The organism is Bradyrhizobium sp. SZCCHNR1053, from assembly GCF_032381235.1.
Classification (GTDB): domain Bacteria; phylum Pseudomonadota; class Alphaproteobacteria; order Rhizobiales; family Xanthobacteraceae; genus Bradyrhizobium.
Genome location: NZ_JAUHJM010000003.1, coordinates 366279 through 386741 on the forward strand (window position 1 = coordinate 366279; position 20463 = coordinate 386741).

Sequence of the window (20463 nt, forward strand, 5' to 3'; positions counted from 1 at the left end):
AGAATGGTTCGTGGGGAACTGCGAATAGCTTCGCTGCGGCATTTCGGCTAACAATGGCTTGGTTCCCTCGAACAGATGAAATCCCGAGAAGAAATCATGTCAGGCTCTCACGATCACGCGCACGGCCATTCCCACGATCACGGCGACGAGCGCTGGAAGCACGACGGCGTCCGCGTCATTCCGGGCAATCAGCTCGATTCCAACGTGCCGTCGACGCCGGGCATGGACCGCAAGGCGGCGATCAACTTCGCGCGCGTCGGAGCGCAGAAATTGTGGGCGGGCACGGTCACGATCAGGCCTGACGCCAAGACCGGGGCGCATCATCACGGTCATCTCGAGAGCGTGATCTACGTCGTGAAGGGCAAGGCGCGTATGCGCTGGGGCGATCGGCTGCAGTTCACCGCGGAGGCCGGTCCCGGCGATTTCATCTTCGTGCCGCCCTACGTGCCGCACCAGGAGATCAATGCGAGCCCGGACGAAGTGCTCGAATGCGTGCTGGTGCGCAGCGACGGCGAGGCGGTCGCGATCAACATCGATATCGAGCCGGTCGAGAAGCCCGAGACGGTGCTGTGGATCGACCCGGTGCACCGCGATCCCGCCGAGTCGAAGTCGTAGCCATCAAGGAAATGGCGGAGCCGTCTCGCGACGGCTCCGCCGGGCAGGGAGCGGCTATACCGCCTTCCCTCTCACACGCGAAGCAGGGGCGACTGTCGCGCGTGTGTCTCGCGGTTCGTTGCACCCGGGGACTTTCGGTTCGGATGCGGGCTGGTCGGGCCGCCTCGTTGGCGCGGCGCGACCTTCAGTCGCTGGCGGTTGTTCAGGATGTGGTTGAGCAAAGTGGTCTTCCCAGCCCCGAGGAAGCCGGACAAGACCGTGACGGGGAGTTTGCGCATCGAGGTCGAACAGCCTCTTCAGGGGGAGGGGTCGGTGCCGGCGAGCGGGCATGTAGTCTCTTTATGCAATGTTATAACGTAACATCATCTGAAGCGGGGGAGGGTGTCAAGGGGAGGGAGTGGCGACGAAGGTGAGTGGGCGGGCCGGCGGCGGCTTGGGGAGTCGGCAGAGGCGGCGGCCGAGACGCAGGGCGCGAGCGGCTCTGGTGAGCTGGTGAAGTCCTTGCACTGCTGAAACGACGCTGCAGCCGCCAGCGACACCGCGTTCCCTCTGCCGTGAAGAACGGGGAGGGGGAAGCAGTATCGGTGGCGGGATGCAGCTCCGTTTCATCTCCTAAGAGAGGAGCTGATATCTTTTCGCCGGGTCGTCAGTCCCGGCGACAAGCCGCTGAAACAGCACTCACGAGAATTGGCTCTATGGCAACTACCTCGACAGGAACGCCGTGCCGGCCGGACCACTCGCCGCCGACATCGACAACGCGCCGGGCGCGATCGCCCAGTTGGTCTGGTTCAGGATCAGCGTGTTGAACACCATCGTGACGCTGTTGCTGCTCATGGTCGAGACCGAGTTGATGGTGACGTTGCGGCTCGGCAGATACATCAGGCCGGTGTAGGACGAGCTGCTGGTGCCGTTGATCGGAAGGTTCGTCGTCGACAGGCCGCTCGGCTCGTACATCAGGATATTGGCGTAGGTGCCGCTGGTCGGCGCCGACAGCGTCGCATTGACGTTGCCGTTGAAGGTGAGCGTCGCGTTCTGGTCGACGAGGTAGAAGGTGACGCCGCTGCCGGTCACCGTCCATCCCGAGTTGAAGGTCATCGCGCCGCCCTTGATGATGTAGAGGCCCGGATTGAGCGTCAGCGTGCCGGAGCCGTTGAAGTTGGTCGCGCCGCAATAGACGCCGGGGCTGAGCGTGACCGAGCCGGGATCATAGACTTTGTTGTTGGTGGTGCACGCGCCCACCGTGACGGCGGGCAGCTTGCCGGCAAATGGGTCGGAGATCGCCGCGCAGCCGGTCTCGGCCGGCGGAGTGGCGCCGCCGTTCTTGGTGATATTGGTGCCCTTAATGCAGATGCGCTTGACGTTGAGCGTGGCGTTGAACATCGCGGCCGGGCTCTGCGTCGACAGCACGTGGATCTCGCAGCTCGGCGCATTGAGCTGGGCCCCGGAATTCACCAGCAATGATTGCGCGTTGATGGTGCTGACCAGCAGGATGCACACGGGCGACGTAGTCTGCGCGCCGGCCTTGGCCGTTGCGGACGCCGTCACGCCGAGCGATGTCGTGCCCATCACGTTGAGGAACGAGGTCTTCACCGAGGTCGTCGCGGTGCCCGACAGCGAGCCGTCGCTGTTGGGCGTGAAGGTCGCCGTTGTGCCGGTGCCGAACCGGCCTTTGAAGCTGCCCGAGAACACCGCGCTCGCGGTCGAGACCTGCTGCGCGCTGGCCTGGGTCACGCCGGCGAGGACCGCGGCGTCGACCGACTTCTGCAACTGCGCCTTGGTGTCGCTGGACTTGGCGAAATCGACGGCGGCGCCGACCGACACCAGGATGGGGATGATGGTGATGGCGAAGATCATGCTGATCTGGCCATCCTTCGCGCGGCCAAATCTCCATGCCAGATCGCGAAGAGTCTTCGACGAAATCGATGCGGTCATGTGCAACGCTTCCTGCTGATGGCTGTCCGAGGCTCGACGCCGGCGGATGCGAGCCCCTGCTGCAAGGAAGTGGCGGTCAGACATTACCGCATGCTGAATCCGGTTCCATAAAGGAACCCGTGGACGGAATGGTGGGAGCCGAAGGTTATCAGTCTGTTTGCCGGATCAGCGAGAGGTGCCCGTTCGCACCACTCACTGGTAGTGGCCGCGTGAATTGCCTGTATTTGGCGGTGACTGTCGTGAGTTGCAGGCGGTTGGATTGCGCCCGTCGGTGGACGTAGCGCTAATGAGGTGAGCGCCAGATCCGGGGCGAGAGAACGAGGCTGCAAACGAGTGCGTAGGCGACGAGCGACAGCGTGACCATCGCGGCGAGCGAGGCCATGCCGCCGCCGAGCATGATGATTGCGATGTAGCCGCCGCCCGCCGCGATCAGCACGCGCAGGGCGGAGCCGACGAACGGCCACAGCACGTGCCCCGCGCCTTGGCCGGCAAAAGCCAGCACGAACCCGAAGCCGAGCGCGGCGTAGGCCGGCGCCACGGTGCGCAGATAGGTCGCGCCCTCGCGCAGAACCCCGGCGTCGCGGCTGAACAGGCCGAGCCAGAGCGGCGGGTGCAGCGCCACGATCAGGCCGATGATCCCGACCAGGGCTGCGCCCGCCAGGGCACTGATCCAGGCGATGCGGCGCGCACGGCCGCGCTGGCCGGCGCCGACATTGATGCCGACCATCGTCAGGGTGGCCGTGCACAGCCCGAACAGGATCGGGATCATGATGTAGTCGAGCCGCGAGGCGATGCCGTAGGCGGCGAGCTCGGAGGTCCCGAAGCGGCCGGCGAGCGCGGTCACCAGGATGACGGTGAGATTGACCATGACCGCGTTGAGCGCGGTCGGCAGCCCGACTTTCAGGATGTCGGCGAACAGCCGGCCCTGTAGCCGCGCAACGCGCACATGCAGGCTGGAGCGGCCAGAGGTCATGTAGCGCACCAGCACCAGCATGGCGCCGCAGTAATACAGGCCGAAGGCGATGCCCGCGCCGGCGATCCCGAGCCCCGGCAGCGGGCCGATGCCGAAGATCAGCAGCGGCGAGGCGGGAATCATGACCAGCGCGCCGACCAGGGTGACCAGCGCCGGCACCCGCACATTGCCGGCGCCGCGCAGCGCCGCCGCCTGCAGATTGACGATCCACACCGGGACGGCGCCGGCGAACAGATAGTTGGAGTAGCGCAGCGCCGCCTCCAGAGCGCCGGCTCGCCCGCCGAGCGCATGGTACAGCGCCGGGCCGAACAGGGCGGTCGCAAGCGTGAACAGGCCGCCGGCGATCACCGCCAGAACGATGGCATGGAAGGCGATGGCATCGGCATCGGCGTTGTGCCCGGCGCCGACCGCGCGCGCCACCGCCGAGGAGACGCCGCTGCCGATGCCGCCATTGGACATCATCGTCATTAGCATGAAGATCGGGAACACCAGTGCGACGCCGGCCAGCGCATCGGTGCCGAGGAAGCCGACGTAATACGCTTCGGCGACGTTGACCGCGGTTTGCGCCACCAGCACGGTCATGGTCGGCAGCGCCAACCGGAACAGCGCCGGCAGCACCGGGCCGGAGAGCAATGCCGTGCGGACCGACGCGGCCTTGGCGCGCGGCGGAGCCGGGGCCGGCTCGAACGGCGCCGCCGCAACACCGGGCCGGGCTTCGGTGGTCGCCTGGGTGGAAACGTCCATCGGATCTCCGCGCGCCTAGCGAACCATCGCGTTTAAATGATGATTATCATTCAATAGGTCCGCCGGCGGGCGCGGGTCAAGGCGACCCGAGCGCAGGCCGATCATGAAATTTTGACGGAGCGAGGGTGATCCGCTCGGCGCCGGGCCAGCCGCTAATAATGGACGCGCAGGCCGACGCCGCCGTGGATGGTGTTGCCGACCGGCTGCGGGCCGAGCGTGCCGTTGACGAACAGATCGGCGATCCAGCCTTGCGGCAGGCGGAAGCCGAGTCGGCCACCATATTCGAACCAGCCCTGGTTGCCCATGGTCGGCGTCACCGTGCCGTTGCCGGTGACGGTGGCGACGATGCCGGAGCTGGTCGCGAACGACTGGACGTAGCCGCCATTGATGTTGGCTTCGATGCTGGAGCCGAACAGGTGGGTCCATTGGCCGCCGACCTTGACCAGGCTGGTGCGGTCGGTGCCGCCGGCGATCGTCGCATCGAACGGGTTGAAGGCGAGCGCGGGATCGCGATAGCCGGCGACGTGCTGCCACAATTGCCACAGCTCGACCGACGCCGCGAGCTCGTCGCGCGGCGACAACCGACTGATCCAGCCGGCGCGGCCATAGACCGCGTAGTTCGACGCCGTGGTGGTGCCGTCCACCGTGACGTTACCGAGGCTCGTCGCATAGCTCCGGCCGTAGCGCACGCGCTCATACGGCGTCAGGATCGTCCCGACGTCGAAGAACGGCCGCGACGAGCCCCAATCGGTGAAGTCGTAGCGCAGCGCGAAGGCGCCGATCGGCGCCGAGGTCACATGGTAGCCGTTCTCGTCGTAGTGCGTGTAGGCGAGGCCGGCGAGCAGCGCCAGATTGTTGGTGAGCTGCTTGCGGCCATGGATGCCGGCCGAGAACGAGCCGGCCGCGCCGAACGCGCTGACGCAGTCGTTGCAGTTGACCTGCTCGTTGACGCCGAGCAGCACCAGCCCGAGCACGCGGTTGGTGATCATCTGGTTGAAGCGCTGGTCGGCGAGGCCGTTGATCGCGTTCGCGCTGTTTCCCGCGCCGGTGGGCGTCGGCGACGGGGTCGGCGAGATCGAGGGCGAGGGCGTCGGCGTCGGGCTGGAGGTCGATGTCGGCGTGGCTGACGGCGTGGGCGTTGCGGTGGGCGAGGAGGTCGGCGACGGCGACGCGGTCGGGCACAGCGCCGCCGCGAAATTGTCCACCTCGCAACTGCTCTGCGCGGCGGCCGGCGCGGCCTGCAGGGCGAGCGCGAGCAGCCCGCCGGCGATGGCGGTCATCAGGACAGCAAGCTGACTGCGGCGCGTTCTCATCGTCACCGCCCGCACAGGATGCCGGTGAAGTCCTGCGGCGGCGCATTGCTGGCGAGATCGGTGACCGTGCAGAGGCCCGATGTCGACGCGCAGGTGGCGGCAAAGCTCCACGACGGATTGCCGGTCTTTTTGATCGCGCTTCGGCCCTGGCCGGTCGCGGTGATGATCGCGGTGTCGCCCGGCTGCGTCAGCTCGAGGCATTGGAAGGTGAGGGTGCAGACCCGCGAAGCACCTTCCTGCAGCACGACCATGGTCTGGCCGCGCTGCGACCTGATGTCGAGGATGGTGCCGCGCACGCCGATGGTCGCCAGCGGCGTGTTGATCTTGTAGGCGGTTTTCTCGGAATGGCCGGTGACGAAGCGGAACGCGCCGGTGCCGAGCCGGATCGCGATGTCGCGATAGCTGGTCTCGTCGTTGAAGACGGTGCGGTCGAGCGTCAGGGTGGCGTTGGCGCCGAGCGAGAGATTGGTGCTGTCGATCATGACGAGCCGCGCGGCACTGTCATTGCCGGTGCGCACGGTCTCGTTGCGCACGACGCCGTCGCCGACGCTGATCGGGCTGCTCGAGGCGCCTGCCACGCGCAGCACGTCCTTCTGCACCAGCACGGCTTCGCCGATGCGGCCGTCGGCGCTTGCGCCGCCCGCGACGCCCAGCAGGGCGGCCGCCGAGATCGCAGCGACAGAGATTCGGCGACGCAGACTCATATCCACACCGAAGATTGTTTCCTGCTCAATCTAGCCGAAGACGGCGCGCGGGGTTGTTGTAAAATGGGCACAAGTTTGCCTCGATGACCGTTCGGTGGTTAGTTGCCGCCACCGTGAGATCAGTTCAACGCGGAGGCCCATGAAGGTATCTGCTGCTCGCCGGGATGACGACGACGAGGACGGCGAGGTTGCGCAGGATGGCGCTCTGTCGGTCCGCCGCTGTGTGATGACGGCATTGCTGATCTTCGCGATCGCGCACGTCGTGCTGATGATCGGGCTCGCCTCGCCGCCGAAATTCGTCTTCGACGAGGTGCATTACGTGCCGGCGGCGCGGCAGATGCTGGGACTGTCGCCGGCGACGCCGCAGCTCAACCCGATGCATCCGCCGCTCGCCAAGGAGCTGATTGCGCTGTCGATCAGGACGTTCGGCGACAACGCCTTCGCATGGCGCTATCCCGGTACCGTGCTCGGCGGGCTCGCCGTTGCCGCGATCTATCTGTGCGGCCTGGCGCTGTTCGCGGCGCAATGGCCTGCCATCGCAGCGGCGCTGCTCGCGGCCTTCAACCAGATGCTGTTCGTGCAGGCGCGCATCGCGATGCTCGACATCGGCGCACTCGCCTTCAGCCTGCTCGGGATCGCGGCCTTTCTGTTTTCGTTCAGGCAGCGCCGGCCGCAGGTCGTGTTCGCGCTGGCGGGCGCGCTGTTCGGCCTTGCGATCGCCTGCAAATGGAGCGGGCTGTTTCCGCTGCTGACGGCGCTTCTCATCGTCGGTCTCATCAAGCTGTTGCAGCACTGGCAGACCTCGTTCGGCGATGGCGAGCCGACCGACTGGTATCGGCCCGAGCAATGGCCGCAACTGAGCTGGCTGCAGATCGTGTTGTGCCTCGTCGCAATGCCGGCCGTTTGCTATCTCGCGACCTTCGTCCCGCTGCATGGCCTGTCCGTCATCGGCATCTTCGAAGCGCAGCGGCGCATCTTCGCCGACAGCGTCACCACGGCGATCGCCGGCCATACCTACATGAGCGCGTGGCCGACCTGGCCGTTGCTGGTCCGTCCGGTCTGGTTCCTGTTCGACAAGACCAGCGACACCGACATCGCCGCGGTGGTGCTGCTCGGCAATCCGCTGGTGCTGTGGCCGGCACTTGCCGCGCTCGGCATCTGCGTCCGGGATTTCATCGCGACGCGCAGCGCGGCGGCGTTCCTGATCCTGGCGTTCTATCTCGGCTGCTATCTGCCCTGGGCGCTGCTGCCGCGCGCGCTGAGCTTCATCTACTACTACCTGCCGTCGGCGACGCTGGCGAGCCTCGCGCTCGTCCATGTGCTGACCCGCTGGCCGCGCTGGGTGCTGTTGAGCTATGTCGCCGTCGTGGTGCTGGGCTTCGTCGCGATGCTGCCGGTCAGCGCCGCCTTCATCGGCACGACGATGCAGACCTTCACCCGGCTGATGCTGTTCCAGAGCTGGATCTGAATCCGGACAAAAAGCGCCCCGTCCGCCAGGGACCGTGGGCGGGCGGGGCGATGCGCGGCGGAGCGCTCACTTCGCCGCGGTCTTGGTGTCCATGTTGACGACCTGGACCCGCCGGTTGAGCGGATCGGCCGGATTGGCCGCGTCCTTGAGCTTGGTCTTGCCATAGCCGACCGTGACGAGGTCCTGGCCGGCGAGGGCGAACTTCTCGACCAGATAGCGCTTGATGGTGTCGGCACGGCGCTCGGAGAGATCCTGGTTGAAGCCGTCGCTGCCGATGCCATCGGTGTGGCCGGCAACCACGAAGGTCGAGCCCTTCAGGTTCGGATCGGACAGCGCCTTGCCGAGCTCCTGCACGGCCGGCATCGAGGCCTTGCTGATCTCGGCCGAGTTGTAGTCGAACTGGATCTCGAGATCGATCTTGGGCTTGGTCGCCGCGATCTCGGCGATCTGCTCGCGCTCGCCGAGCGACAGCGAGCGGGTCTTGCGGTTGCGCATGCTGTCGATGAAGGCCGCCTGCTTCGCCTGCGCTGCCGCGTCGGCCTGCGGGGTCGCCTGCGGTCCGACCGAAATGCCGCGCGTCACGGCCTTCGGCTTCAGCGCGTTGAGGATCTTGTCGGCCGACACGGCCTCGCCGGCGAGGGCGGTGCCTGCGCCGATCGCCAGCATCGCGGAGAACGCCGCCGCCTGAACTGCAAAACGTCCAAAATATGGGGTCATCGTCGTCATCCTCGGGTCGTCATGCCCTATGGCCATTGGATGCGTGAACGATAGAACGGGTTCAAAGCATCAAATGTGATCGACGTCACGTTGCCGGACCGGGCGGCCCTTGAGGGGCGAGTGGTCCGCGAGACGCGCCGCGCGCTGCCGCAAAGCGATCGGCAGGTGGCCGGTCCGCGAACAACAAATCGGCCAGATGCGGCTCTACCGGATAGCGTTCGCCGGGAAAAAATCGCAAACCTGAAGGACGCGAACGGCGAGTGGATTCGTAGTCAAAGAAACGCGAACAGAAAAGCAAAGCCGTGTTCAACCCATCGCACAGGCGCGACTATCAGTCCCATCGGGCGAGCAGTCAGGATCAGACGGGATCAGCCGGTTCCATGTCGACGCTGATCGGGGCTGGCATCATTGCGGCATCGATCCTGCTGTCGACGCTGATCACCGCGGTCGGCAACCGCTATGTCGGCCTGGAAAGTCCCTCCGAGGATACGGCCTGGCTGGTCGACCGCCTGACCGGCCGCATCTACAAGTGCCGTGCGCCCGATCCCGGCCGCGCCAGCTGCAAGGCCGAGATCGCCACCGGCAGCATTCCGGACAAGGCCAAGCCTTGAGGTTCCGCAAGGGGATCTCCCCGGCCTGATTTGCCGTTGCGGGAGCGGGGGCGAATCTCGCACCATTGCGCGGCATGCCCGCTGTCCCCACGCCCATCCCGCTCTCCAAGCCGCAGGCGCGCCGCATCTGGCTGCGCGCGCAGCGGCTCGATGCTGAGGCGCCGTTCGGCGCGGGCCCCGAGGCGGTCGCCGCCGCCATTGCTCATCTCGGCTATGTGCAGATCGACACCATCAACGTGATCGAGCGCTGCCATCACCACATCCTGTTCAGCCGCATTCCCGCCTATCGCCGCGCCGATCTCAGGCAGGCGCAGAGCACCGACAAGACCGTCTTCGAATATTGGACCCACGCGCTGTCCTACATCCCGCTGCACGACTTCCGCTACTTCGTTCCGGCGATGCGCCGCTACCGCCGCGAGGGCCATCGCTGGCTGCAGACCGTGAAGCCCGAGGATACGCGCAAGGTCATGCGGCTGATCCGCCAAGGCGGCGCGCTGACGATCCGCGACATCGACGACGACGTGCTGCGCGAGAAGGACCACGCCTGGGCCAGCCGCAAGCCGTCGAAGCGCGCGCTGCAGCTCGGCTTCTACGAGGGCGTGCTGACGGTGTCGGGCCGCGACGGCATGCTCAAGACCTACGACCTCACCGCCCGGCATTTCGGCTGGCAACGGCTGCCGAAGGGCGCCAACGATCGCGAGATCGCAGCCTATCTGCTCGACCGCGGCTTGCGCGCCCAAGGCGTCGTGAGCCTCGATTCGCTCTGCCATCTCAATGCGCCAAGCAAGGCCGCGGTGCGCCGGGTCATCGATGCCAGGGTCCGGCGCGGCGAGCTCGTGCCGGTGACGCTGGAGGGCGCCGGCAGGCAGGAGCACTGGGCGACGCCGGCCGCGCTGGAGGAGCCGATCGACATCAGCTCCGAGCGCGTGCACATCCTGTCGCCGTTCGATCCGCTCATCATCCAGCGCAAGCGGACGCAGGCGATCTTCGACTATGATCATCGCTTCGAGGCCTATGTCCCGAAGGACAAGCGCCTGTTCGGCTATTTCGCGCTGCCGGTGCTGGTCGGCGACGAGATCGTCGCCGCGCTCGATCTCAAGACCGACCGCCAGAACGGCAAGCTCCTGATGCAGAAATGGAGCTGGGTCGGCGAGGGCAAGGCGGCGCGCGGCGACCGGCGCAAGGCGCTGAAGCGGACCATCGAGGACGAGCTGCACCGGTTCCAGCGCTTTCAGCTTGGAGACTGACCTGGTCGTCGGAGATCCGCTCAGTGCTCTTGATTTGGAAACGAATGTTTCCTAAAAGGAGGAATGACGAGGTCGCAACAGGATTCATCCGAGCGCCGCGGGCCCGGTCGGCCGCGCGAGTTCGATATGGACACCGCCCTGAACAAGGCCCTGGTGGTCTTCAGCGAGCGCGGCTACCACGCCGCGTCCTTGGCCGAACTGCGCGCGGCCATGAAGCTCGCCACCGGCAGCCTCTACAAGGCCTTCGCGGACAAGCGCGCGATCTTTCTGGCGACGCTGGATCATTACATCGCGCGCCGCGACCAGCAGGTGCGCGAGCGCATCGATGCGCAGCCCAGCGGCCGCGACAAGCTGGAGGCCTTGCTGCAGTTCTACGCGGAATCCGCCAGCGACAGCGAAGGCCGGCGCGGCTGCCTCGTCGTGACCAGCGCGGCCGAACTCGCCACCTTGGATGCGGAGGCCGCTGCCAAGGTCCGCGGAGCGTTACGGCGGGTCGAGACCCTGTTGCGCGACCTGATCAGGCTGGGCCAGGCGGATGGATCGATCCGGCCGGATCTCGACGCGGAAGTCGTGGCCCGAGCCTTGTTCTGCGTGATCCAGGGATTTCGGGTGGTCGGCAAGACAGGGCGCACGAGGAGCGAGATGATGGCCGTGGCAGACCAGGCTGCCGCCTTGTTCGCGTGATGTCGTGTCTAAATAGGAAACAGTTGTTCTATAATTAGGAGGATGATCCATGACCGAGTTGATGAGTGCCATCTCTGCCAAAAGTCCGTCGCGGCTGGTCGCGGCCGAGCCGTTCGGTCGCGCCGATGCGTCGTTGCCGGGCTTTACCCACCGCTTCGAGACCGTCGATGGCCTTCGGCTGCACTATGTCAGCGGTGGCCCGCCGGATGGCGAGGTCGTGGCGCTGCTCGCCGGCTTTCCCGAAAGCTGGTTTGCCTGGCGCAAGGTCATGCCACTGCTCGCGTCGCGCTATCGGGTCATTGCGCCGGATCTCCCCGGGCAGGGCGATTCGGACCGGCCAGCCGAAGGCTACGACACTCAGACCCTGGCCACGGCGGTGCATCGGCTGCTGCAGCAACTCGGCGTCACCAGCTATCATCTGGTGGCCCACGATATCGGTGCGTGGGTGGCTTATCCCTATGCGGCGCTGTTCGAAGCCGAGGTGCGCAGCCTGGCCCTGCTCGATGCAGGAATTCCCGGCGTCACCCTGCCCGAGGCGCTGCCCTTCGCGCCAGACCGCGCGTGGCGCACTTGGCACTTCGCGTTCCACGCCGTCGCGGATCTCCCGGAGATGCTGATCCACGGCCGCGAACGCGACTATCTCGCTTGGTTCCTGCGCCGGAAAGGTGCCAATCCCGAAGCGTTCTCCGAACGCGATCTCGACGAATACGCCCGCGTGCTGACCAAGGCCGGCGGCTTGCGCGCCGGGCTCGCTTATTATCGTGCCGCCGCACTGTCCGCGCGTCAGAACCGCGAGCTGAAACAAAGGGGCAAGCTGAAGCCGCCGGTGCTCGCCGTCGGTGCCGACCAGGGATCGATCGTGGACATGGCCGCGCCGCTCAGGGAGGTCGCCGATCACGTCGAGGGCATCACCGTCTCCTCGTGCGGCCACTACATTCCGGAAGAGCAGCCTGCCGTTCTGGCCGAGGAGCTCAACGCCTTCTTCAGCCGCGCCGGCGCGGGGCCGATCTGAGCTTTCGGTTGATATCGCGGCTTGCCGTTGGCAGGCCTATGCCCAAGCAGGCCGCGTCGCGATCCGGTCGATCCAGATGCCGAGCAGGATGCCGACGACGCGGATGAGCATCTCGGGCGAGGAGGGCGTCATGCGCGCGCCGCGCCCCCGCGATGCGCCGACGGGCTGTGGGATGTCAGGTTTTCCGATTGACTTGCCACGACCGATGCTCAACACCGCCTTCAACTATCAATGTCCAGAAAGCTCCGGGGAGGAGATCGATGAGTCCGTCCGCCACCAGTCCGGCCGCGCTTGGCCGCTCCGATATCGAGTCCGCGACCATCCGCGCCATCTCCTGGCGCCTGATTCCGTTTCTGGTGCTGGCCTATTTCTTCTCCTATCTCGACCGGGTCAATCTCGGCTTCGCCGCGCTGACCATGAATGCGGAGCTGAAATTCTCACCGCTGGTGTTCGCCTGGGGTGCGGGCATCTTCTTCATCGGCTATTTCATCTTCGAGGTGCCGAGCAATCTGGCGCTGGAGAAGTTCGGCGCCAGCCGCTGGATCGCGCGCATCATGGTGACTTGGGGCATCATCTCGGCGCTGATGGCCGTGGTCTCGGGCCCGTGGAGCTTTTACACGCTGCGCTTCCTGCTCGGCGTCGCCGAGGCCGGATTCTTTCCCGGCATCATCCTCTATCTCACTTATTGGTACCCCGCCCAGTATCGCGCGCGCTTCCTCGCCGCCTTCGCGGTTGCCGTGCCGATCTCGACCGTGATCGGCGCGCCGGTCTCCGGCCTGCTGCTCGGCATGCACGGCCTGATGGGACTGCAGGGCTGGCAGTGGCTGTTCATCATCGAGGGCATCCCCTCGGTCATCCTCGGCGTCGTCACCTGGTTCTACCTGACCGACCGGCCGGAGCATGCGACCTGGCTGTCCGCGGAGCAGAAGGCCTGGCTCGCGGCGAAGCTCGAGGCCGAGACGGCGGCGAAGCAGGCCGCCGGCCACATGACGCTCGGCGAGGCGCTGTCGTCGCCGAAGGTGATCGTGCTCAGCCTGATCTATTTCGGCTTCGTCGGCGCGCTCTACGGCATGCAGTTCTGGCTGCCGCAGATCGTCAAGGCATTCGGACTGACCAATGTGCAGACAGGCTTCGTCACCGCGATCCCCTATGCGTTCGGCACCGTCGCGATGATCCTGTGGGCGCGGCATTCCGATGCGACACGCGAGCGCGTGATGCATGTCGGCGCGCCGCTGATCCTGATCGCGGTGGCGCTGGCCGCATCGAGCATGATTGGCGATCCCACGCTCACCATGGTTGCGCTCACGGTCGCGGCGATCGGCGTGTTCTGTGTCTTCGGCGTGTTCTGGACGCTGCCGACGGCGTGGCTGTCGGGTACGGCCGCGGCCGGCGCAATTGCGCTGATCAACTCGATCGGCAATCTCGCCGGATTCGGCGGTCCCTATCTGGTCGGCTGGATCAAGGACACGACCGGCTCGACCACGCACGGCCTGCTCGCGCTGTCGGTGCTGCCGCTGATCGCGGGGCTGCTCGCGTTCTTCGGCGGCCATGAGAGCAAGGTCGAATTCGCCGGGCAGGCGCCCGCGGAGTGAAGCGCACGGTGCATGCCCTGATTGCGGGGCCGGGCTCGACCGCGGCGGCGGACGGCCCCGGAATCGGTGGCGGTTGAGCGCACGGCGGAGTTCCGAACCGGCCTGCCGCTCCACTGAGCACCTGCGGCAACGTGTCCAGATGATCACGAAGTCATGATTGCTGACGAATATTGACAATCGTCATTCGACATTCGACACTTCCTCGTAAGAGCAGCGAGGGTGCCCCATGTTGATCCGCCTGATTTTCGCGAGCTATTCCAAGCTGTTGACGGGCCTTGCGCTGGCCACGATGGCCGTCGCCCTGGCCGGGTGCAATGAAACCGTCGCCCAGAAGGCCGAGCCGGTCCGGCCGGTTCTGGTCGCGCCCGTCCACTACGAGGCCGAGACGCCCGAGCGCAGCTTCGTCGGCACCATCCGGCCGCGCATCGAGGCCGATATCGGCTTCCGCGTCGCCGGCAAGGTCGCCAAGCGCCTGGTCGAGGTCGGCCAGACCGTGGAGGTCGGCCAGCCGCTCGCCACGCTCGACGAGGTCGACCTGAAGCTGCAGGCCGAGCAGGCCGAAGCCGAATTCCGCGCCGCCACCGGCGTGCTGGCGCAGGCCTCCGCCGCCGAGACCCGCGCCAAGGAGCTGCGCGCCAAGGGCTGGACCACGGATGCCCAGATGGACCAGGCCAGGGCGTCCGCCGACGAGGCGAGGGCGCGGCTCAATCGCGCCGAGCGCTCGGTCGAACTGACACGCAACTCGCTGTCCTATGCGACGCTGGTTGCCGACGCGCGCGGCGTCGTCACCGCGAGCATGATCGAACCAGGCGTGGTCGTTGCCGCCGGCCAGGCCGCGATCCGTGTCGCGCGCTTTGCCGAGAAGGAGGCCGTGGTCGCGATCCCGGAGACCCTGCTCGAACGCGCCAAGACCGGCAGCGCCTACGTCACATTGTGGTCGGAGGCAAACAAGCAATATGCGGCGAAGCTGCGCGAGATCGCGCCCACCGCCGATTCCGCGACGCGCACCTATCTCGCCAAGTTCTCGCTGCCGGACGCCGGCGACGCCGTCTCGCTCGGCATGACTGCGACGTTGACGCTCGCCGATCCCGCCACCACGCGCGTCGCGCGGCTGCCGCTGTCGGCGCTGTTCAGCGATGGCCGCGATCCGTCGCTCTACGTCGTCAACGACAAGGGCGAGGTGGCGCTGAAGCCGGTGAAGGTGAAGGCCTATGACAGCAAGGACGTGCTCGTCACGTCAGGCGTCGACGAAGGCGACAAGGTCGTGGCGCTCGGCGTGCAGAAGATCGATCCCAGCCAGAGGGTGCGCGTCGTGTCGGCGCTGACGTTCTAGCTCTGCCGTCGTTCCGGGGCGCACGTAGTGCGAACCCGGAACCTCGAGATTCCGGGTTCGATGCTTCGCATCGCCCCGGAATGACGGACGTAACGGTCGTCATCGCGAGGAGTGAAGCGACGGCGCAATCCAGACTGTTTTCTGCAGGCGGATTCTGGATTGCTTCCGCCGTCGCCCTTTGGGCTATGGCGGACAGGTCGCTTCGCTCGCGGTGACGGTGACTAACAGCAACGGCTCGGACCAGTGATATCGAATCTCGGAGAGCACCCATGAAGCGGTTCAACCTGTCGGCCTGGGCGGTCAATCATCCGCCGCTGGTGCTGTTCCTGATCGTCGCGCTCGGCGTCGCCGGCTTCTTCTCCTATCAGAAGCTCGGCCGCGCCGAAGATCCGTTCTTCACCGTCAAGGTCGTCAACGTCTCGGTGATGTGGCCCGGCGCCACGGCGACTGAGATGCAGAGCCAGGTCGCCGACCCCATCGAGAAGAAGCTGCAGGAGCTGCCTTACTTCGAGAAGGTGCAGACCTATTCGAAGCCGGCCTTCACCGCGATGCAGGTGACCTTCCGCGATTCGACCCCGCCGGCCCAGGTGCCGCACCTGTTCTATCTGATCCGCAAGAAGCTCGACGACGTGCAGTCGTCGCTGCCGTCGGGCATCATCGGTCCGTTCGTCAATGACGAGTTCTCCGACGTCGATTCCATCCTGTTCATGATGACCGGCGACGGCGCCGACTATGCGCAGCTGAAGAAGACCGCCGAAGGCCTGCGCCAGCGCCTGCTGAAGGTCGCCGGCGTTACCAAGGTCAATCTCTACGGCACCCAGGACGAGCGCATCTATGTCGAGTTCAGCCATGCCAAGCTCGCCACCCTCGGCATCACGCCGCAGGCGCTGTTCGATTCGCTTGCCAAGCAGAACAATGTGACCCCGGCCGGCACGGTCGAGACCTCGTCGCAGCGCGTGCCGCTGCGCGTCACCGGCGCGCTCGACGGCGCCAAGGCGGTCGCGGAGACGCCGGTCGAAAGCAACGGACGCGTGTTCCGGCTCGGCGATATCGCCACCGTCAGCCACGGCTTCGTCGATCCGCCGAGCTTCAAGGTGCGGCAGGAGGGCAAGCCCGCGCTCGGCATCGGCGTCGTCACCGCCAAGGAGGCCAACATCCTGGAGCTCGGCAAGGAGGTGCACGCCGCCGCCGCGGATTTCATGAAGGCGGTGCCGCAGGGCATCGAGATCGAGCAGATCGCCGACCAGCCCAAGGTGGTCGAGCACGCCGTCAGCGAGTTCGTGCACTCGTTCGTCGAAGCGCTGGTGATCGTGCTGTTCGTGTCGTTCCTGGCGCTCGGCTGGCGCACCGGCATCGTCGTGGCACTGTCGGTGCCGCTGGTGCTCGGGCTCGTCTTCATCGTCATGAACATCATGGGGCTCAACCTGCATCGCATCTCGCTCGGAGCCCTCATCATCGCGCTCGGCCTCCTGGTGGACGATGCCATCATCGCGGTCGAGATGATGGTGGTGAAGATGGAGCAGGGCTGGGACCGGATGCGCGCTGCGTCCTTTGCCTGGGAATCCACCGCGTTCCCGATGCTGACCGGAACCCTGGTCACGGCCGCCGGCTTCCTGCCGATCGGCTTCGCCAATTCGGCCGTCGGCGAATATGCCGGCAGCATCTTCTGGATCGTCGCCATCGCGCTGGTCGCGTCCTGGTTCGTCGCCGTGATCTTCACGCCCTATATCGGTGTCAAGCTGCTGCCCGACATGAAGGCCCATCACGGCCATGACGAGCACGCGGTCTACGACACGCGCATGTATCGCGGCCTGCGCGCCATCGTGCGCTGGTGCGTCACGCATCGAATCACCACCGTTGCCGCGACGGTCGGCGTCTTCGCGGCATCGATCGTGGCCTTCGGCCATGTCCAGCAGCAGTTCTTTCCGCTGTCGGAGCGGCCCGAGCTGTTCTTGCAGCTGCGGCTGCCGGAGGGCACCGCCTTCAGCGTCACCGAGAAGGCGGCACGCAAGGCCGAAGCGCTCTTGAAGGATGACAAGGACATCGAGACCTACACCGCCTATGTCGGGCAGGGCTCGCCGCGCTTCTGGCTCGGTCTCAACCCGCAACTGCCGAACGAAGCCTTCGCCGAGATCGTGATCGTCGCCAAGGACGTCGCCGCGCGCGAGCGCATCAAGGCCAAGATCGAGACCGCGGCTGCGAATGGCGAGCTGAACGAAGCGCGCGTCCGGGTCGATCGCTTCAATTTCGGTCCGCCGGTCGGCTTCCCCGTCCAGTTCCGCATCATCGGCCCCGATGCGGCCAAGGTGCGCGAGATCGCCTACCAGGTGCGCGACGTCATGCGCCAGAACCCGAACGTCAGGGATCCGCAGCTCGACTGGAACGAGCAGTCGCCCTACCTCAAGCTGGTCGTCGACCAGGATCGTGCCCGCGCACTTGGCCTGACCCCGCAGGACGTGTCGCAATCGCTGGCGATGCTGATCTCCGGCGTGCAGGTCACGACCATCCGCGACGGCATCGAGAAGGTCGGCGTCGTCGCGCGTGCGGCGCCGTCCGAGCGGCTGGATCTCGCCCATGTCGGCGATCTCACCATCACCTCGAAGAACGGCATCGCGGTGCCGCTGCAGCAGATCGCCAGGATCGAGTATTCCCACGAGGAGCCGATCCTGTGGCGGCGCAACCGCGACATGGCGATCACCGTGCGCGCCGACGTGGCGGACGGGGTCCAGGCGCCCGATGTCACCAACCAGATCTCGCCGAAGCTACAGGACATCCGCAACCACCTCGAGCCCGCCTACCGGATCGAGGCCGGCGGCGCGTTCGAGGAATCCGCCAAGGGCAATGCCTCGATCTTCGTGCTGTTTCCGCTGATGGTCATCGTGATGCTGACCCTGCTGATGATCCAGCTGCAGAGCTTCTCGCGGCTGATCCTGGTGTTCCTGACCGCGCCGCTCGGCATTGTCGGTGCCTCACTCGGGCTCAATGTCGCCAACGCGCCGTTCGGCTTCGTGGCGCTGCTTGGCCTGATTGCACTTGCCGGCATGATTATGCGCAACGCGGTGATCCTGGTCGATCAGATCGAGACCGACGTCGCCCATGGTCTGACCCGCAAGGACGCGATCATCGAGGCCACGGTGCGCCGCGCCCGGCCCGTGGTGCTCACCGCGCTGGCCGCGATCCTCGCCATGATCCCGCTGTCGCGCTCGGCGTTCTGGGGCCCGATGGCGATCACCATCATGGGCGGGTTGTTCGTTGCAACCTTTCTCACGCTGCTGTACTTGCCAGGATTGTATGCCCTATGGTTCCGCAAGAGCCTGGACGAGCGCGGAACGAAGGACGCGGATCATTCCGCAACGCAGCACGTTGACGTGCCGAGGCCCGCGCTTCCTTTGGCCGAGGCCGCCGAATGAAGGACCAACAAGATCGCAGGCATGATGACCCTGGTTTCCGACCATATCGAATCCGATACGCACGAACGCATTCTCGTCGTTGCTGAGCGTCTGTTTCGACAGATCGGCTACCAGAAGACGACCGTCGCCGACATCGCCAAGGAGCTCCGCATGAGCCCGGCGAATGTCTACCGGTTCTTCGATTCCAAGAAGGCGATCCACCGGGGGGTCGCCCGCACGCTGATGGCGCAGGTCGAGGCGGCTGCCATCGCGATCGCGGAGCGGGCGGGGCCTGCGGCGCCGCGGCTGCGCGAGCTGCTTGGCACCATTCATCGCATGAACACCGAGCGCTATGTCGGCGACAACAAGCTGCACGAGATGGTCGCGGTGGCGATGGAGGAGAGCTGGGACGTCTGCGAGGCGCACATGCTGCTGATCACCGAGATCATCGGCCGCGTGATCGGGCAGGGCGCGGCCTCCGGCGAATTCGCCGTCACCGATCTGCCGCTGGCGGCAAAATGTGCGACGACCGCGATGATGCGCTTCTTCCATCCGCAGATGATCGCGCAATGCGCGACCAAGCCGGGCCCGACGGTCGACGAGATGATCGATTTCGTGCTGGCAGGGCTTGGTTCCAGGGGCGCTGCAAGCTAAGTTCGCCGTCATTCGAGCGAAGCTTCGTCGCTTGCGCTCCCCGCAATGACGGAAGGGACGACGGCGTGACCGAACGGGATCTGCATTTCTACGAACCGAAGAACGGCCACGGCCTCCGCCACGATCCCTTCAATGCCATCGTCGCCCCCCGTCCGATCGGCTGGATCTCGTCGCGCGATCCGGACGGTCACGTCAATCTCGCCCCCTACAGCTTTTTCAACGCCTTCAACTACACCCCGCCGATCATCGGCTTCTCCTCGACGCAGTGGAAGGACTCGGTCGCCAACATCCAGGACACCGGCGAGTTCGTCTGGAACCTGGTGACGCGCGGCCTGGCCACGCAGATGAATGCGACCGCCGCGCATGTCGCGCGCGAGGTCGACGAGTTCAAGCTCGCGGGCGTCACGCCGGTGCCGTGCAAATTCGTCAACGTGCCGCGGGTCGGCGAAAGCCCCGTGGCGTTCGAGTGCAAAGTGACGCAGATCATTCAGCTGCAGGGCGCCGATGGTGCCAAGGCGCAGGCCTGGCTGACGCTCGGCGAGGTGGTCGGCGTGCATATCGACAAGACGCTGATCAAGGACGGGGTCTATCAGACTGCGCTGGCGCATCCGATCGTCCGCGCCGGCCGTCGCGGCGACTATTTCGAGATCATGCAGGAGGCGATGTTCGAAATGGCGAGGCCAGACTGACGGCCTTGCTCGACGCCTCTTGAACGCTCCCGCAATTGGAGACCATCCGACGTGACCGAAGCGACCATCCATGCCGCGCTGTCCGCGCCGACCGAGCCCCGCGGCGATCTCTGCATCCGCACTCTGGCGATGCCGGCCGACACCAATGCCAATGGCGACATCTTCGGCGGCTGGCTGCTCAGCCAGATGGACGTCGGCGGCGGCGTGTACGCCGCCAAGGTCGCGAAGTCGCGCACGGTGACGGTCGCGATCGAGGCGATGAACTTCCGCAAGGCGGTCTATGTCGGCGATCTCGTTTCGGTCTATGCGCATCTCGTCCGCGTCGGCCGCACCTCGATGACGGTGCGTCTCGAAGCCTGGGTGCTGCGCCGGAAGGAGGAGCAGCCGATCCTCGTCACCGACGGCAACTTCACCTACGTCTCGATCGACGACGACGGCCGGCCGCAGCCGATCCGGCGCGACGGGGCGACCACGGCCTGATCGCAATCTTGGTCTCCCGCCAAAATAACATCAGTTAATGCCCGGCATATGCCACTTGCTCGGCATAGGAACCGTGATCCGGCGGTGCGCGTTCATTCGAGCACGCGTTTGCGGCGTCTGTGCCGATCAATCTCGCGCGATGTAGGTCTTGTCCACAGGGCAGGCGTGTTTACGATATTTGCAAGTTCTGGTTGCTTGGAGGTGCGATGCCGCGTCTCTGCCTCATTGCGCGCTTCGAGTGGCGCATCGGACGGGCATCGAGGTTGGTAGTCCGCTTCCGATCAACAAGGCCAAAAGGGCCAGCCG

The 20463-nt window shown here is 65.9% G+C and carries 18 protein-coding genes and 1 pseudogene; 12 read left to right on the plus strand and 7 right to left on the minus strand.

Annotated elements, in window-relative coordinates:
* Positions 1-96: 96 nt before the first annotated feature.
* On the plus strand, positions 97-615 hold the full coding sequence (locus tag QX051_RS10870) for a cupin domain-containing protein (RefSeq protein WP_315717363.1): 519 nt from the start codon (positions 97-99) through the stop codon (positions 613-615).
* A gap of 176 nt (positions 616-791) precedes the next feature.
* Here QX051_RS10870 and QX051_RS10875 read toward each other — a convergent pair.
* The 5 genes and pseudogenes from QX051_RS10875 to QX051_RS10895 form a co-directional block, all read right to left on the minus strand.
* Positions 792-893 (minus strand): annotated as a pseudogene (locus QX051_RS10875) (GTP-binding protein); the annotation flags it as partial.
* A 424-nt stretch (positions 894-1317) separates the two neighbouring features.
* Positions 1318-2547 carry a Tad domain-containing protein gene (locus tag QX051_RS10880; protein WP_315776100.1) on the minus strand — a complete coding sequence of 410 codons (1230 nt, stop codon included), beginning with the start codon at positions 2545-2547 and terminating at the stop codon, positions 1318-1320.
* 283 nt (positions 2548-2830) lie between these two features.
* The gene (locus tag QX051_RS10885) at positions 2831-4264 is read right to left on the minus strand and encodes an MATE family efflux transporter (protein WP_315776101.1); all 1434 of its coding nucleotides are present in this window, start codon (positions 4262-4264) and stop codon (positions 2831-2833) included.
* A gap of 152 nt (positions 4265-4416) precedes the next feature.
* Complete coding sequence (locus tag QX051_RS10890; protein WP_315776102.1) at positions 4417-5544, minus strand: hypothetical protein; 1128 nt, start codon at positions 5542-5544, stop codon at positions 4417-4419.
* 35 nt (positions 5545-5579) lie between these two features.
* Positions 5580-6281 (minus strand): FecR domain-containing protein, encoded by a 702-nt coding sequence (locus QX051_RS10895; protein WP_315776103.1) that lies wholly within the window; start codon positions 6279-6281, stop codon positions 5580-5582.
* A gap of 139 nt (positions 6282-6420) precedes the next feature.
* Here QX051_RS10895 and QX051_RS10900 point away from each other — a divergent pair, with 139 nt between their 5' ends.
* On the plus strand, positions 6421-7749 hold the full coding sequence (locus QX051_RS10900; RefSeq protein WP_315776104.1) for a phospholipid carrier-dependent glycosyltransferase: 1329 nt from the start codon (positions 6421-6423) through the stop codon (positions 7747-7749).
* A gap of 66 nt (positions 7750-7815) precedes the next feature.
* Here QX051_RS10900 and QX051_RS10905 read toward each other — a convergent pair whose 3' ends face one another.
* Positions 7816-8466 (minus strand): OmpA family protein, encoded by a 651-nt coding sequence (locus QX051_RS10905; protein ID WP_315738410.1) that lies wholly within the window; start codon positions 8464-8466, stop codon positions 7816-7818.
* Positions 8467-8846: 380 nt separating this feature from the next.
* Here QX051_RS10905 and QX051_RS10910 point away from each other — a divergent pair, with 380 nt between their 5' ends.
* The 4 genes from QX051_RS10910 to QX051_RS10925 all read left to right on the plus strand — a co-directional run bounded on the left by QX051_RS10910 (position 8847) and on the right by QX051_RS10925 (position 12020).
* Positions 8847-9077 (plus strand): hypothetical protein, encoded by a 231-nt coding sequence (locus QX051_RS10910; RefSeq protein WP_315776105.1) that lies wholly within the window; start codon positions 8847-8849, stop codon positions 9075-9077.
* Between the two features lie 74 nt (positions 9078-9151).
* On the plus strand, positions 9152-10324 hold the full coding sequence (locus QX051_RS10915) for a winged helix-turn-helix domain-containing protein (RefSeq protein WP_315776106.1): 1173 nt from the start codon (positions 9152-9154) through the stop codon (positions 10322-10324).
* A 126-nt stretch (positions 10325-10450) separates the two neighbouring features.
* A complete protein-coding gene (locus QX051_RS10920) occupies positions 10451-11008 on the plus strand; it encodes a TetR/AcrR family transcriptional regulator (protein WP_315776107.1) in 558 nt (185 codons plus the stop codon).
* Between the two features lie 49 nt (positions 11009-11057).
* Complete coding sequence (locus tag QX051_RS10925; RefSeq protein WP_315776108.1) at positions 11058-12020, plus strand: alpha/beta hydrolase; 963 nt, start codon at positions 11058-11060, stop codon at positions 12018-12020.
* 36 nt (positions 12021-12056) lie between these two features.
* Here QX051_RS10925 and QX051_RS10930 read toward each other — a convergent pair whose 3' ends face one another.
* Entirely contained in the window at positions 12057-12245 is a 189-nt protein-coding gene (locus tag QX051_RS10930) for a hypothetical protein (RefSeq protein WP_315776109.1), read from the minus strand.
* Positions 12246-12280: 35 nt separating this feature from the next.
* On the opposite strand from QX051_RS10930, the gene QX051_RS10935 reads away from it, so the two are divergent.
* The 6 genes from QX051_RS10935 to QX051_RS10960 all read left to right on the plus strand — a co-directional run bounded on the left by QX051_RS10935 (position 12281) and on the right by QX051_RS10960 (position 20157).
* Positions 12281-13612: an MFS transporter gene (locus tag QX051_RS10935; protein ID WP_315773399.1), complete on the plus strand. Its 1332-nt coding sequence runs from the start codon at positions 12281-12283 to the stop codon at positions 13610-13612.
* Positions 13613-13838: 226 nt separating this feature from the next.
* Complete coding sequence (locus QX051_RS10940) at positions 13839-14945, plus strand: efflux RND transporter periplasmic adaptor subunit (protein WP_315756977.1); 1107 nt, start codon at positions 13839-13841, stop codon at positions 14943-14945.
* 269 nt (positions 14946-15214) lie between these two features.
* Entirely contained in the window at positions 15215-18355 is a 3141-nt protein-coding gene (locus QX051_RS10945) for an efflux RND transporter permease subunit (protein ID WP_315776110.1), read from the plus strand.
* A gap of 24 nt (positions 18356-18379) precedes the next feature.
* Positions 18380-18988, plus strand: a complete 609-nt coding sequence (locus QX051_RS10950) for a TetR/AcrR family transcriptional regulator (RefSeq protein ID WP_315773451.1) — start codon at positions 18380-18382, stop codon at positions 18986-18988.
* Between the two features lie 65 nt (positions 18989-19053).
* Entirely contained in the window at positions 19054-19677 is a 624-nt protein-coding gene (locus tag QX051_RS10955) for a flavin reductase family protein (RefSeq protein WP_315776111.1), read from the plus strand.
* A gap of 51 nt (positions 19678-19728) precedes the next feature.
* The gene (locus QX051_RS10960; RefSeq protein ID WP_315738401.1) at positions 19729-20157 is read left to right on the plus strand and encodes an acyl-CoA thioesterase; all 429 of its coding nucleotides are present in this window, start codon (positions 19729-19731) and stop codon (positions 20155-20157) included.
* The last annotated feature ends 306 nt before the right edge of the window (positions 20158-20463 follow it).